The organism is Citrobacter sp. CK189 (assembly GCF_030333505.1).
Taxonomy (GTDB): domain Bacteria; phylum Pseudomonadota; class Gammaproteobacteria; order Enterobacterales; family Enterobacteriaceae; genus Citrobacter_B; species Citrobacter_B koseri.
The window spans coordinates 98,783-112,193 of sequence record NZ_JAOWFV010000040.1 but is presented as its reverse complement, the minus strand read 5'-3'; the positions used below and the strand labels follow the sequence as shown (position 1 = coordinate 112,193).

The following is a 13,411-nucleotide window of genomic DNA, read 5'->3' as shown; positions in this document are numbered from 1 at the left end:
CGAAGCCGCCATCCGGCAATCAGAATTAAGAGGCCAAAATGATTCGCGTAGAAAACGTCAGTAAAACCTTTGTGCTGCACCAGCAAAATGGCGTGCGCCTGCCGGTGCTGCAAAACGCCTCTCTGGAGGTACAAAACGGTGAATGCGTGGTGCTGCACGGCCACTCCGGGAGCGGTAAATCGACGCTGTTGCGCTCGCTATATGCCAACTATCTGCCGGACGAAGGGCACATCCACATTCGTCATAGCGATGAGTGGATCGATCTGGTGCAGGCCCCGGCGCGCAAGGTGCTGGAAGTGCGTCGCTCGACGATCGGCTGGGTGAGCCAGTTTCTGCGCGTGATCCCCCGGATCTCCGCGCTGGATGTGGTGATGCAGCCGCTGCTGGATCTGGGCGTCGCCCGCGAAACGTGCGCCGCGAAAGCCGCGAACCTGTTGACGCGCCTGAACGTCCCGGAACGGCTATGGCATCTCGCGCCCTCCACCTTTTCCGGCGGCGAGCAGCAGCGCGTGAATATCGCGCGCGGGTTTATCGTCGATTACCCGATCCTGCTGCTTGATGAACCCACCGCCTCGCTGGACGCCAAAAACAGCGCCGCCGTGGTCGCGCTGATTGAAGAAGCCAAAGCGCGCGGCGCGGCGATTGTCGGCATTTTTCACGATCAAACCGTACGCGATCGCGTAGCGGATCGTTTGCATCTGATGGGAACCACATCATGATTATCAACAACGTAAAGCTGGTGCTGGAAGACGAAGTGGTGCAGGGATCGCTGGAAATGCAGGATGGGATTATCCGCGCCTTTGCGGAAAGTCAGAGCCGTCACCCCGAGGCGCTGGATGGCGAAGGCGGCTGGCTGCTTCCGGGTTTAATTGAGCTGCATACCGATAATCTCGACAAATTTTTCACCCCACGCCCGAAGGTGGACTGGCCCGCCCATTCCGCTATGAGCAGCCACGACGCGCTGATGGTCGCCAGCGGTATCACCACCGTGCTGGATGCCGTTGCGATTGGCGATGTCCGCGACGGCGGCGATCGCCTGGAAAATCTGGAAAAGATGATCAATGCCGTCGAAGAGACGCAGAAACGCGGCGTTAACCGCGCCGAACACCGTCTGCATCTGCGCTGTGAATTACCCCATCACACCACCCTGCCGCTGTTCGAAAAGCTGGTGGATCGCGAGCCGGTAACGCTGGTCTCGCTGATGGATCACTCGCCGGGTCAGCGCCAGTTCGCTAACCGCGAGAAGTACCGTGAATACTATCAGGGCAAATATTCACTCAATGATGAACAGATGGCCCACTACGAAGAGGAACAGCTTCAGCTTGCGGCGCGCTGGTCGCAGCCGAACCGCGCCGCCATCGCGCAGATGTGCCGCGAACGTCATCTCGCGCTGGCAAGCCACGATGACGCAACGCCCGATCATGTGCTGGAATCGCATCAGCTTGGCAGCGTGATCGCCGAATTTCCCACCACGTTCGAGGCGGCAGAGGCGTCACGCAAGCATGGGATGAACGTACTGATGGGCGCGCCCAACATCGTGCGCGGCGGTTCGCACTCCGGCAACGTGGCGGCGCATAAGCTGGCAGAACTGGGGTTGCTGGATATCCTCTCCTCCGACTATTACCCCGCCAGCCTGCTCGACGCGGCATTCCGCGTGGCGGACGACGAGGCCAACACATTTACGCTGCCGCAGGCAATGCGCCTGGTGACACGCAACCCGGCGCGCGCGCTGAATCTCGACGATCGCGGCATCATCGCCGAAGGCAGGCGCGCCGATCTGGTGCTGGCGCACCGTAAAGGCGATCACATTCATATCGACCACGTCTGGCGTCAGGGTAAAAGGGTGTTCTGACTATGGGAAAACTGATCTGGCTGATGGGGCCGTCCGGCTCCGGTAAGGACAGTTTGCTGGCGGCGCTCCGCCAGCGGGAACATACGCAGTTGCTGGTTGCGCACCGCTATATCACGCGTGCGGCTAACGCGGGCAACGAGAACCATATTGCGCTGAGCGAGCAGGAGTTTTTCACTCGGGCAGGGCAAAATTTACTGGCGCTGAGCTGGCACGCTAATGGCCTGTACTATGGCGTTGGCGTGGAGATCGATCTGTGGCTGCACGCCGGTTTTGACGTGGTGGTTAACGGCTCACGCGCCCATCTGCCGCAGGCGCAGGCCCGCTACGGCAAAGCGCTGCTGCCTATCTGTTTGCAGGTCTCTCCCGATATTTTGCGCCAGCGTCTACAGGCGCGCGGGCGTGAAAGCGAAACCGAGATTGCCGCTCGCCTGGCGCGCGCGGCCCGTTACGCCCCTTTTAACTGTCATATCCTCAATAATGACGGAAGTTTGCTACAGTCAGTCGATACCTTATTAACGTTAATGGGCCGCCAGGAGAAAAGCCATGCCTGTCTGTGAACTACGCCGGGCCACGCCGGACGATACCGACGCGGTGTATCAACTGATCTGCGAACTGAAACAAGCGGAGTTCGACCGCCAGGCCTTTCGCGCCGGATTTGCCTCAAATTTGCAGGATCGCACGATACGCTACCAGCTGGCGCTGCGCGACGGGCAGGTTGTCGGGATGATCGGCCTGCATATGCAGTACCACCTGCATCACGCTAACTGGATCGGGGAGATCCAGGAACTGGTGGTGATGCCGCAGGCGCGAGGTCTGAAAGTCGGCAGCCGGTTGCTGGCATGGGCGGAAGAAGAGGCCCGCCAGGCCGGCGCGGAGATGACGGAGCTGTCCACCAGCGTGAAACGCCATGATGCGCACCGGTTTTATCTGCGCGAAGGGTATGCGCAAAGCCATTTTCGTTTTACCAAAGCGCTTTGAGGTGACTAATGAGCCTGACGATTACGCTAACAGGAACCGGCGGCGCACAGGGCGTGCCAGCATACGGCTGCGATTGTCTCGCCTGCCGTCGGGCACGCTTACAGGAGCAGTATCGCCGCCGCCCCTGTAGCGGCGTCGTCAAATTCAATGACGCGGTAACGCTGCTTGATGCGGGCCTGCACGATCTTACCGATCGCTGGCCCGCCGGATCTTTTCAGCAGTTTCTGCTCACGCATTATCATATGGATCATGTTCAGGGGTTGTTCCCCCTGCGCTGGGGCGTGGGCGCCGCGATTCCGGTTTATGGCCCGCCGGATGAACAGGGCTGCGACGATCTGTTTAAACACCCCGGCATCCTTGATTTCAGCCACACCGTCGAACCGTTTGTGGTCTTCGATCTCCAGGGATTACAGGTAACGCCGCTGCCGCTTAACCATTCAAAACTGACGTTTGGCTATCTGCTGGAATCTGCGCACAGCCGCGTCGCGTGGCTGTCGGACACCGCAGCACTGCCGGATAAGACAGTAAAATTTCTGCTGAATAACCAGCCGCAGACGATCGTCATCGACTGTAGTCACGCGCCACGCGCGGAAGCGCCGCGTAATCACTGCGATGTAAACACGGTTATCGCGCTCAATGAGGTGATTCACTGCCCACGGGTCATTCTCACCCACATCAGCCACTCGTTCGACGTATGGCTGATGGATAACCCCCTGCCGGACGGCATTGAAGCCGGATATGACGGGATGGAGATTGTGCTGGAGTAGCCTTACGCCGGATGGCGGCGCATTGCGCCTTATCCGGCCTACGATTGTCGCGCGGTTAACGATCGTACTCGTCTTCCATCCTGCGCTCTTCATCTTCCAGCTGACGACGTTCTTGATCGAGCTGGCGTTGGCGATCGTCCAACTGACGACGCCGATCTTCAAACTGACGGCGTCTGTCGTCATATTGTCTGCGGCGATCGTCGCTCATCTGGCGCTGCCACTCTTCATCACGGCGGTCATCCTCATAATCCCGCCCGTTGTCAGATTTATACGCGTCATTGATCGCCTGCTGAATATTACCGATGGTGTCATCAACAATATCGGCATGCGCAGGAAGCGTCGTCAGCGACAACAGGCCCAGAGCAATGAGCGTAGAATAGCGTTTCATAAAACCAGCCTCGCAGAGATCTTCCCCTCACGGTAGCGAATGGCCTGTTCGACATGTAGCGGAGGAATCTCATTTGCCCTGCTGTTCTATCGCCATAATCGCCTCCACGCGCTTTTGATGGCGCCCCCCTTCAAACCCCGCATCCAGCCAGGCATCCACGATCATTTTTGCCAGCTCCAGCCCAACAACCCGCGAGCCAAAAGCCAGCACGTTGGTATCATTATGCTGGCGCGAAAGCTGTGCCGAATAGGGTTCGCTGCAAACGACGGCGCGGACTCCGGCAAACTTGTTTGCCGTTATCGAAATCCCCACACCGGTGCCACACACCAGAATACCGCCATCAACCTCGCCAGAGACAACGGCTTGTGCCACCTCGCTGGCATAATGCGGGTAATCCGTGCGCTCCGGCGACCAGGTTCCCTTATCAATCACCGTAATACCGCGCTGGGTTAAGTGCGTCAAAATATCCTGTTTCAGGATAAAACCAACGTGATCACAGCCAAATGCTATCTTTTTCATACTCATTCTCGCCCTGGTCAAACTTTACGAATAAAAAATATTTGTGATTTAAATGAATTTAAAAGAACAATAAATCGACAGAAAGCCGCTGTATGGGCCTGTTCTACACACCTCCGTTCGGCAAAGCAAGAGCGACAAATACCCGATCTTGATGCTTACACAGGTTGCACCTGAACAAGCAAAAACTATAATTCATTGTTTTGTATTGACTTATTTTCATTCCGTATTTTTATCAACGTTATTAAATTCACAAAATGACAAACTTTATAAATTTAACTATTTTGTGAAGTGGTCAGCATCTTTTCTGTTCCTGCTGTGGTGATATAGTGGCGTCTTCATTTCAAGGACAAGAGAACGTAATGAGTCAGTCAGAATTTGATTCAGGGCTTCCAAACGGCATCGGGCTTGCGCCTTACCTGCGCATGAAGCAGGAAGGCATGACGGAGAACGAGAGCCGTATCGTCGAGTGGTTACTCAAGCCGGGTAATCTCAGTAGCGCGCCAGCCATTAAAGATGTCGCAGAGGCGCTGGCGGTATCTGAAGCCATGATTGTTAAGGTATCGAAACTGCTGGGATTCAGCGGATTTCGCAACTTACGCAGCGCGCTGGAAGACTATTTTTCTCAGTCTGAGCAGGTATTGCCTGCCGAACTGGCCTTTGATGAAGCGCCGCAGGATGTGGTGAATAAGGTATTCAACATTACCTTGCGCACCATTATGGAAGGTCAGTCAATCGTCAACGTGGATGAGATTCATCGCGCCGCACGCTTCTTTTATCAGGCGAAGCAGCGTGATTTGTATGGCGCTGGCGGGTCGAATGCCATCTGCGCGGACGTACAGCATAAGTTCTTACGCATCGGCGTGCGCTGCCAGACTTACCCGGACGCGCACATCATGATGATGTCCGCATCGCTATTAAAAGAAGGCGATGTCGTGTTGGTGGTGACCCATTCCGGGCGCACCAGTGATGTAAAAGCCGCGGTTGAACTGGCGAAAAAGAATGGTGCCAAAATTATCTGTATCACCCACAGCTACCATTCACCTATCGCCAAATTGGCTGACTATATTATTTGTTCGCCAGCACCAGAAACACCGTTATTAGGGCGTAATGCTTCCGCACGCATATTACAACTCACTCTACTGGATGCATTTTTTGTTTCCGTCGCCCAACTGAATATCGAACAGGCAACCATTAATATGCAAAAAACTGGCGCAATTGTTGATTTCTTTTCACCAGGCGCGCTGAAATAAAATGCTCGTTGCTCTCATTTTCGGGAGCAACACCCTACACTGAGAATACTGCTATGAATAAATATCTGAAATATTTCAGCGGTGCGGCTATGGGCTTAATGTTGTCCACCAGCGCATTTGCCGCCGCCGAATATGCCGTAGTATTAAAAACATTATCCAATCCATTCTGGGTGGATATGAAAAAAGGTATTGAAGATGAAGCAAAAACGCTGGGTGTCAGCGTCGATATTTTTGCCTCTCCTTCGGAAGGCGACTTTCAGTCTCAGTTGCAGCTATTCGAAGATCTCAGCAATAAAAATTACAAAGGTATCGCCTTTGCGCCATTATCCTCAGTAAACCTGGTGATGCCCGTCGCCCGCGCGTGGAAGAAAGGGATTTATCTGGTCAATCTCGATGAAAAAATCGATATGGATAACCTGAAAAAAGCGGGCGGTAACGTCGAAGGGTTTGTCACCACCGATAACGTCGCCGTGGGCGCCAAAGGCGCGGAGTTCATTATTGAGAAACTGGGCGCCGAGGGCGGTGAAGTCGCCATTATTGAAGGTAAAGCCGGTAACGCCTCCGGCGAGGCGCGCCGCAATGGCGCAACCGAGGCTTTCAAAAAAGCAAGCCAAATCAAGCTGGTCGCCAGCCAACCCGCAGACTGGGACCGAATCAAAGCGTTAGACGTTGCCACCAACGTGCTGCAACGCAACCCGAATATCAAAGCGATTTATTGCGCTAACGACACCATGGCGATGGGCGTCGCCCAGGCCGTGGCTAACGCCGGGAAAAGCGGAAAAGTGCTGGTGGTAGGTACAGACGGTATCCCGGAAGCCCGCAAAATGGTGGAGGCCGGACAGATGACGGCGACCATCGCTCAGAACCCTGCGGATATCGGCGCGACAGGGCTCAGGCTGATGGTGGATGCCGCGAAATCAGGCAACGTGATCCCGCTGGATAAAGCGCCGGAATTTAAGCTGGTCGATTCCATCCTGGTCGCAAAGTAAGTCCGTAAATAGGCCGGATGGCGACGCGAAAGCCTCTTATCCGGCCGACCCGAACGTAAGCCTGATAAGCGTAGCGCCATCAGGCAATGGCACTGATTTAGTCAATATTTTTCTTACACAAAATCATTCGAGATGCATCGAGGCGGCAACTGAGTAAATACCCAGGAGCTTACATAAGTAAGTGACTGGGGTGAGCGAAGGTAGCCAACAAAGAGACAGCTTGAAGGATGAAGTGTAAAAGAGGTTAATTATGGTCACGCCATATATCTCGATGGCGGGGATCGGCAAATCCTTTGGTCCGGTTCACGCATTAAAATCGGTTGATTTAACGGTTTATCCTTATGAAATACACGCATTATTAGGAGAAAATGGCGCCGGTAAATCAACGTTGATGAAGGTTCTGTCGGGAATACATGAACCGACCAAAGGCACCATTACGATTAATAACGTTAATTACGACAAGCTGGATCATAAATTAGCGGCACAACTCGGCATTGGCATTATTTATCAGGAACTCAGCGTGATTGATGAATTAACCGTGCTGGAGAATTTATATATTGGTCGTCATCTGACGAAAAAAGTCTGTGGCGTCAATATTATTGACTGGAAAGAGATGCGCGTACGGGCCGCCATGATGTTGCTGCGCGTCGGTTTAAAAGTCGATTTAGACGAAAAGGTGGCGAATTTATCCATCAGCCATAAGCAAATGCTGGAAATCGCCAAGACGCTGATGCTCAACGCCAAAGTGATCATCATGGACGAACCCACCTCCTCGCTCACCAATAAAGAGGTGGACTACCTGTTTCTGATCATGAATCAGCTACGCAAAGAGGGCACCGCCATCGTCTACATCTCGCATAAGCTGGCGGAAATTCGCCGCATCTGCGACCGCTATACGGTGATGAAAGACGGCAGCAGCGTTTGCAGCGGGATGGTGAGCGACGTCAGCAACGACGATATCGTCCGCCTGATGGTTGGCCGCGAACTGCAAAACCGCTTTAACGCCATGAAAGAGAGCACCGGCAACATCGAGCGCGATACGGTATTCGAGGTGAAAAACGTCACCAGCCGCGACAAGAAAAAGGTTCGCGATATCTCCTTTAGCGTCAGCCGGGGCGAAATTTTAGGCTTCGCCGGACTGGTCGGCTCCGGGCGCACCGAGCTGATGGATTGCCTGTTCGGCGTCGATAAACGCGCAAGCGGCGAGATCCGTCTGAACGGGAAAACCATCTCCCCGCGCTCCCCCCTGGATGCGGTGAAAAAAGGGATGGCTTACATCACCGAAAGCCGCCGGGATAACGGCTTCTTCCCCAATTTCTCTATCGCCCAGAACATGGCGATCGGCCGCAGCCTGAAAAGCGGCGGCTTTAAGGGGGCGATGGGCCTGTTCCACGAAGGCGACGAGCAGCGTACCGCCGAAGCGCAGCGCGAACTGCTGGCGCTGAAGTGTCATTCCGTTAACCAGAACATCACCGAACTCTCCGGCGGAAACCAACAGAAGGTGCTGATTTCCAAATGGTTGTGCTGTAACCCGGAGGTGATCATTTTCGACGAGCCGACCCGTGGTATCGACGTCGGTGCGAAAGCCGAAATTTATAAAGTGATGCGCCAGTTGGCGGACGACGGAAAAGTCATCCTGATGGTGTCATCTGAACTTCCTGAAATTATCGCCGTCTGCGACCGCATCGCCGTGTTCTGCGAAGGACGACTGACGCAAATCCTGACCAATCGCGATGACATGAGCGAAGAGGAGATTATGGCATGGGCATTACCACAAGAGTAAAAGGTGACGTGAACGGGAAGAAACCGTTCAACTTTGCGCTGTTCTGGGATAAATACGGCACCTTCTTCATCCTGGCGATTATCGTCGCCATCTTCGGTTCGCTGTCGTCAGAATATTTTCTGACCACCAACAACATCACCCAGATTTTTGTCCAGAGTTCGGTAACGGTGCTGATCGGCATGGGTGAATTCTTCGCCATCCTGGTCGCCGGTATCGACCTCTCCGTCGGGGCGATTCTGGCGTTGTCCGGGATGGTGACGGCCAAACTGATGCTGGCAGGCGTCGATCCGTTCTTTGCGGCGCTGATTGGCGGCGTGCTGGTCGGCGGTGCGCTGGGAGCGATTAACGGCTGCCTGGTGAACTGGACTGGCCTGCATCCGTTCATTATCACCCTTGGCACTAACGCGATTTTCCGTGGTATCACGCTGGTGATTTCCGACGCCAACTCGGTATACGGCTTCTCATTCGACTTCGTGAACTTCTTCGCCGCCAGCGTGTTAGGTGTCCCCGTGCCGGTCATCTTCTCGCTGATTGTCGCGGTGATCCTCTGGTTCCTCACTACCCGCATGCGGCTTGGGCGCAACATCTACGCGCTCGGCGGCAACAAAAACTCGGCGTTCTATTCCGGGATTGACGTGAAGTTTCACATCCTGGTGGTGTTTATCATCTCCGGCATTTGCGCGGGACTGGCGGGCGTGGTTTCTACTGCGCGACTCGGCGCCGCAGAACCCTTAGCCGGAATGGGTTTTGAAACCTACGCCATCGCCAGCGCCATCATTGGCGGTACCAGCTTCTTCGGCGGCAAGGGGCGCATCTTCTCGGTGGTAATTGGCGGCTTAATCATCGGCACCATCAACAACGGTCTGAATATTTTGCAGGTACAAACCTATTACCAGCTGGTGGTGATGGGCGGATTAATTATCGCGGCTGTCGCCCTTGACCGTCTTATCAGTAAGTAAGGAATGGATCATGAAAATCTCTCCCTCTTTAATGTGTATGGATCTGCTGAAGTTTAAAGAACAGATCGAATTTATCGACAGCCATGCAGACTATTTTCATATTGATATTATGGATGGCCACTTTGTGCCGAATCTGACGCTGTCCCCCTTCTTCGTCAGCCAGGTCAAGAAACTGGCGAGCAAACCTCTTGATTGTCATCTGATGGTGACGCGTCCGCAGGATTATATTGGTCAACTGGCGCGCGCCGGTGCGGATTTCATCACGCTGCACCCGGAAACCATCAACGGTCAGGCGTTCCGTCTGATTGACGAAATCCGCCGCCACGGTATGAAAGTGGGCCTGATTCTCAACCCGGAAACACCGGTTGAGGCGATGAAATACTATATCCATAAGGCTGATAAAGTGACGGTGATGACCGTCGATCCCGGCTTTGCCGGGCAGCCGTTCATCCCGGAAATGCTGGATAAAATCGCCGAGCTGAAAGCCTGGCGCGAGCGTGAAGGGCTGCATTACGAAATTGAAGTGGATGGCTCCTGCAATCAGGCCACCTACAAAAAATTAATGGCGGCAGGCGCGGATGTCTTTATCGTCGGCACCTCCGGGCTGTTTAACCACGCGGAGAATATCGACGACGCATGGCAAGTGATGACGACGCAGATCCTGACGGCGAAAAACGAGGTACTGCCTCATGCAAAAACAGCATAGCGTTGTGGCGGGTGTGGATATGGGGGCAACCCATATCCGTTTTTGCCTGCAAACGGCAAGCGGTGAGACTCTGCACTGTGAGAAACAGCGTACGGCGGAGGTGATCGCGCCCGGCGTGGTGGCCGGTATTGCGCAGATGATTAGCGAACAGATCGCACGCTACGAGGCGCGCTGCCGTGGTCTGGTGATGGGATTTCCGGCGCTGGTCGGCAAAGACAACCGCACCATCATTTCGACACCCAATTTGCCGCTGCAACCTGAAGAAGTGCATGACCTCGCGGGAAAACTGGAGGATGCGCTGGGCTGCCCGGTCGCGTTTTCCCGCGACGTGAACTTACAGCTGTCGTATGACGTCGTGGAAAACCATCTCACACAGCAGCAGGTGCTGGCCGCCTACCTCGGCACGGGAATGGGCTTCGCGGTGTGGATGAACGGCGCGCCCTGGACCGGAGCGCATGGCGTGGCGGGCGAACTGGGGCATATTCCCCAGGGCGACATGACGCAAACCTGTGCCTGCGGCAATCCAGGTTGCCTCGAAACGGTCTGTTCCGGGCTGGCGCTGAAACGCTGGTACGAACAACAGCCACGGGATTTCGCGCTGGACGCGCTGTTTGTCCACGCCGGCGAGGCGCCATTCGTCCAGGCGCTGCTGGAAAGCGCCGCCCGCGCGATTGCCACCAGCATAAATCTGTTCGATCCCGATGCGGTGATTTTGGGCGGCGGCGTGATGGATATGCAGGCTTTCCCGCGCGAACAATTAATTACCCTGATCCAAAAATACCTGCGCCGACCGTTGCCGTATCAGGCCGTACGTTTTATTGCCGCCTCGTCCTCCGCGTTTAACGGTGCGCAGGGCGCAGCAACGCTGGCGCGCTGCCGTTTTCTGTCGTCGCGGTGATATCGCGACGCTTATCAGGCCTGCACATGCGCCGCCCGCAGCGCCTGCGCGAGCTGCGCCCGGGTAAACGGTTTACGCAGCAGCGCCACATCCGGTAGCGCGGGGTTATGCGCCGGGCGTAAATCCTGCCCGCTGATAAGCAGCAGCGTCAGGCGGGGATAATGCTTGCGGGCATGGTTGATCACCTCCACGCCGCTCAGACTGCCTGGCAGCATTAAGTCGCTGATAAGAACATCAATCTCGCCGGATGACGCCAGCATCTGCATCGCCTGCTCGCCGTTGGCGGCCTCCAGCGTCAGATACCCCAGCAGATGCAGCTGCTCGCACAACGTCTGACGAACATCCGCCTCATCTTCCAGTACCAGCACCAGTTTCTCGTCGCTGGCGGTACTTTGCACCGCAACCGGCTCCAGGTTTGCCACCGCAGGCGCGATGGCGCGGGGAAGCTGCAATCTGACCGTCGTCCCCTGCCCCGGCGCGCTCTCAACTTCGACACGGCCACCTGACTGGCGCACAAAGCCGTAAACCATCGATAACCCAAGCCCGCTGCCGCTGCCGGTCTGTTTGGTGGTGAAGAACGGCTCGAACACCTGCGCCTTCACCTCCTGCGACATACCGCAGCCGTGATCGATCACCTCCAGCGCCACCATATCCTGACGACGTCCGTCACTGCGCGTAACCCGCTGATTCCAGGTGCGGATTTTGATCGTCCCTGTCTGCCCTTCCATCGCATCGCGGGCGTTCATCACCAGGTTGATGATCGCGTTCTCCAGTTGACTGACGTCTATCCATGCGGCCCAGGCGGGCGACTGGGCTTCTATCTCCAGCGTCAGCGTGGCCGGTAGCGAGTGACGCATCAGTTCGCTCAGGTTTTCCAGCAGCGTTTTCAGTTCCACCGAGTGCGGGTGCAGCGACTGTTTACGGGAGAACGCCAGCAGGCGTTGCGTCAGCAGCGCCCCGCGCTCGGCGGCCTTCAGCGCGCGGGTAATGCGCGGCGCATCCGGCGAGTCGGGGCTGACCAGCTCCAGACTGCCGATAATCACCGCCAGCAGATTGTTAAAATCATGCGCCAGCCCGCCCGTCAGTTGCCCTACCGCTTTCAGTTTCTGGCTGTGCAGCAGCGCCTCTTCCAGCCCCTGACGCTCCGTTCGGTCGATCTCCATCTGGGAGGTCTTTTCTTTCAGCAGGCGGGAGGTGCGCTCCAGCGACGCCGTATTGCGGGCAAAAACGTTAAACGCGCGCGCCAGTTCCCCCAGCTCGTCCCGCCGCTGCAAGGCAGGGACGCTGACATCCGATTCGCCGTGCGCCAGCCGGGTCATGGCGCGCGAAATCGCCGTCAGGTTAGAACCGAGGTTGCGGTAGATATACCACCCGGCAAAGCCGGTAATCACCACCGCCAGCAGGGCGAAGGTCATGATAAACAACGCGCCGGAGCGCAATTCCTGATGGCTTTGCGCCACCCGCTGTTCTGAGATGATCGCCACCTGCGCCGCATACTGATTGATGTCGCTGTTTAAAATCGCCACCAGCGCTTTGATGTGAAACATGTACCAGCTGATGGCCAGGTCGCTTTGCTCCAGCGCCGCCGAGAGCGGTTCAAGTTTGCGTAACTCCTGGTTAAAGTCAGACAGAATCACGTTCACCAGCGGATCGGCATGTTGCTCAGGCAGAGCGCGCATCACGCCATCCAGCTGTTTAATGACGGCGCGCGGCGTCGGCGTTTCGATGGCGGCGCGAATCAGGCGATCCATTTGACTGAACAACGCCGCATCCTGCGCCGCATCAAGCTGTTGCAGATGCCGCAGGTAACTCTGATTCTGATACAGCGAACTCAGCAGCGTATTACGTTCCAGATGCCGCCGCTGCCCGCGCTGCAACATGCCCGCCACGCTGGTCTGCAACTCGTTGCTGCGTTGAATAATGCGGGCCACCAGCCCCGGTTCCTGCTGCGCCAGCGGGGCGGTCGCCAGCTGTTCGAGTGAATGCCTGAGCGCCCGCTGAGTCTCCTGCAACCGCTCCGCTTCGCCCTTGTACTCCAGCGCGCCGACCACCTGCGACAGCCGCACCGCCGCCGTCGCCACGTTCGCCGTATCGCGCGCCAGGTTCATACTGCCGGTCATGTCATCGACGGTTTGCTGCTGCACCTGCTCCTGTATTTGACTCGCATGCTGAAAACCCAGCACCGCCACGCCGCTCACCATCAGCGTCACCGCCACTACCAGCAGATTAAAAAACAGCAGTCGCCCGCGCGCACTGGCGAAAAAGTGACGTCTGTGCTGCGGCATATCACGCTCCATGAAGAAAAATCGCAATATGACAAAT

The 13,411-nt window shown here is 56.0% G+C and carries 14 protein-coding genes; 11 read left to right on the top strand and 3 right to left on the bottom strand.

What is annotated here, in order from left to right; translation table 11 throughout:
- Window positions 1-38 precede the first annotated feature (38 nt).
- From phnL to phnP, 5 genes are read left to right on the top strand one after another with little or no spacing between them, the layout of a single operon-like run.
- Entirely contained in the window at window positions 39-719 is a 681-nt protein-coding gene (gene phnL, locus OGV83_RS18875) for a phosphonate C-P lyase system protein PhnL (protein WP_047459594.1), read from the top strand.
- A complete protein-coding gene (gene phnM, locus OGV83_RS18870; RefSeq protein WP_012134547.1) occupies window positions 716-1,852 on the top strand; it encodes an alpha-D-ribose 1-methylphosphonate 5-triphosphate diphosphatase in 1,137 nt (378 codons plus the stop codon). Before phnL ends, phnM begins: the two co-directional genes overlap by 4 nt.
- Window positions 1,853-1,854: 2 nt before the next feature.
- Window positions 1,855-2,409 (top strand): ribose 1,5-bisphosphokinase, encoded by a 555-nt coding sequence (phnN, locus tag OGV83_RS18865; RefSeq protein ID WP_012134548.1) that lies wholly within the window; start codon window positions 1,855-1,857, stop codon window positions 2,407-2,409.
- A complete protein-coding gene (gene phnO, locus OGV83_RS18860; RefSeq protein ID WP_012134549.1) occupies window positions 2,396-2,830 on the top strand; it encodes an aminoalkylphosphonate N-acetyltransferase in 435 nt (144 codons plus the stop codon). Before phnN ends, phnO begins: the two co-directional genes overlap by 14 nt.
- Window positions 2,831-2,838: 8 nt before the next feature.
- On the top strand, window positions 2,839-3,597 hold the full coding sequence (phnP, locus tag OGV83_RS18855; RefSeq protein ID WP_286464344.1) for a phosphonate metabolism protein PhnP: 759 nt from the start codon (window positions 2,839-2,841) through the stop codon (window positions 3,595-3,597).
- 55 nt (window positions 3,598-3,652) lie between these two features.
- On the opposite strand, the gene yjdP is transcribed toward phnP, so the two are convergent.
- On the bottom strand, window positions 3,653-3,985 hold the full coding sequence (gene yjdP, locus OGV83_RS18850) for a DDRRRQL repeat protein YjdP (protein ID WP_012134552.1): 333 nt from the start codon (window positions 3,983-3,985) through the stop codon (window positions 3,653-3,655).
- 69 nt (window positions 3,986-4,054) lie between these two features.
- Window positions 4,055-4,504 carry a bifunctional allose-6-phosphate isomerase/ribose-5-phosphate isomerase RpiB gene (rpiB, locus tag OGV83_RS18845; protein ID WP_024130821.1) on the bottom strand — a complete coding sequence of 150 codons (450 nt, stop codon included), beginning with the start codon at window positions 4,502-4,504 and terminating at the stop codon, window positions 4,055-4,057.
- Between the two features lie 359 nt (window positions 4,505-4,863).
- Here rpiB and OGV83_RS18840 point away from each other — a divergent pair, with 359 nt between their 5' ends.
- The 6 genes from OGV83_RS18840 to alsK all read left to right on the top strand — a co-directional run bounded on the left by OGV83_RS18840 (window position 4,864) and on the right by alsK (window position 11,089).
- Entirely contained in the window at window positions 4,864-5,754 is an 891-nt protein-coding gene (locus tag OGV83_RS18840; RefSeq protein WP_012134556.1) for a MurR/RpiR family transcriptional regulator, read from the top strand.
- Window positions 5,755-5,807: 53 nt separating this feature from the next.
- Complete coding sequence (gene alsB / locus OGV83_RS18835) at window positions 5,808-6,743, top strand: D-allose transporter substrate-binding protein (RefSeq protein WP_012134557.1); 936 nt, start codon at window positions 5,808-5,810, stop codon at window positions 6,741-6,743.
- Between the two features lie 250 nt (window positions 6,744-6,993).
- Window positions 6,994-8,526 carry a D-allose ABC transporter ATP-binding protein AlsA gene (gene alsA, locus OGV83_RS18830; protein WP_058668428.1) on the top strand — a complete coding sequence of 511 codons (1,533 nt, stop codon included), beginning with the start codon at window positions 6,994-6,996 and terminating at the stop codon, window positions 8,524-8,526.
- A complete protein-coding gene (alsC, locus tag OGV83_RS18825; protein ID WP_012134559.1) occupies window positions 8,505-9,485 on the top strand; it encodes a D-allose ABC transporter permease in 981 nt (326 codons plus the stop codon). The genes alsA and alsC overlap by 22 nt, the downstream gene beginning before the upstream one ends.
- Before the next feature lie 10 nt (window positions 9,486-9,495).
- Window positions 9,496-10,191, top strand: a complete 696-nt coding sequence (alsE, locus tag OGV83_RS18820; protein ID WP_110494789.1) for a D-allulose 6-phosphate 3-epimerase — start codon at window positions 9,496-9,498, stop codon at window positions 10,189-10,191.
- Window positions 10,175-11,089, top strand: coding sequence for an allose kinase (gene alsK / locus OGV83_RS18815; protein ID WP_049011255.1), 915 nt, complete (start codon window positions 10,175-10,177; stop codon window positions 11,087-11,089). The genes alsE and alsK overlap by 17 nt, the downstream gene beginning before the upstream one ends.
- Before the next feature lie 14 nt (window positions 11,090-11,103).
- On the opposite strand, the gene OGV83_RS18810 is transcribed toward alsK, so the two are convergent.
- The gene (locus tag OGV83_RS18810; RefSeq protein ID WP_286464343.1) at window positions 11,104-13,374 is read right to left on the bottom strand and encodes a hybrid sensor histidine kinase/response regulator; all 2,271 of its coding nucleotides are present in this window, start codon (window positions 13,372-13,374) and stop codon (window positions 11,104-11,106) included.
- Window positions 13,375-13,411: the final 37 nt, after the last annotated feature.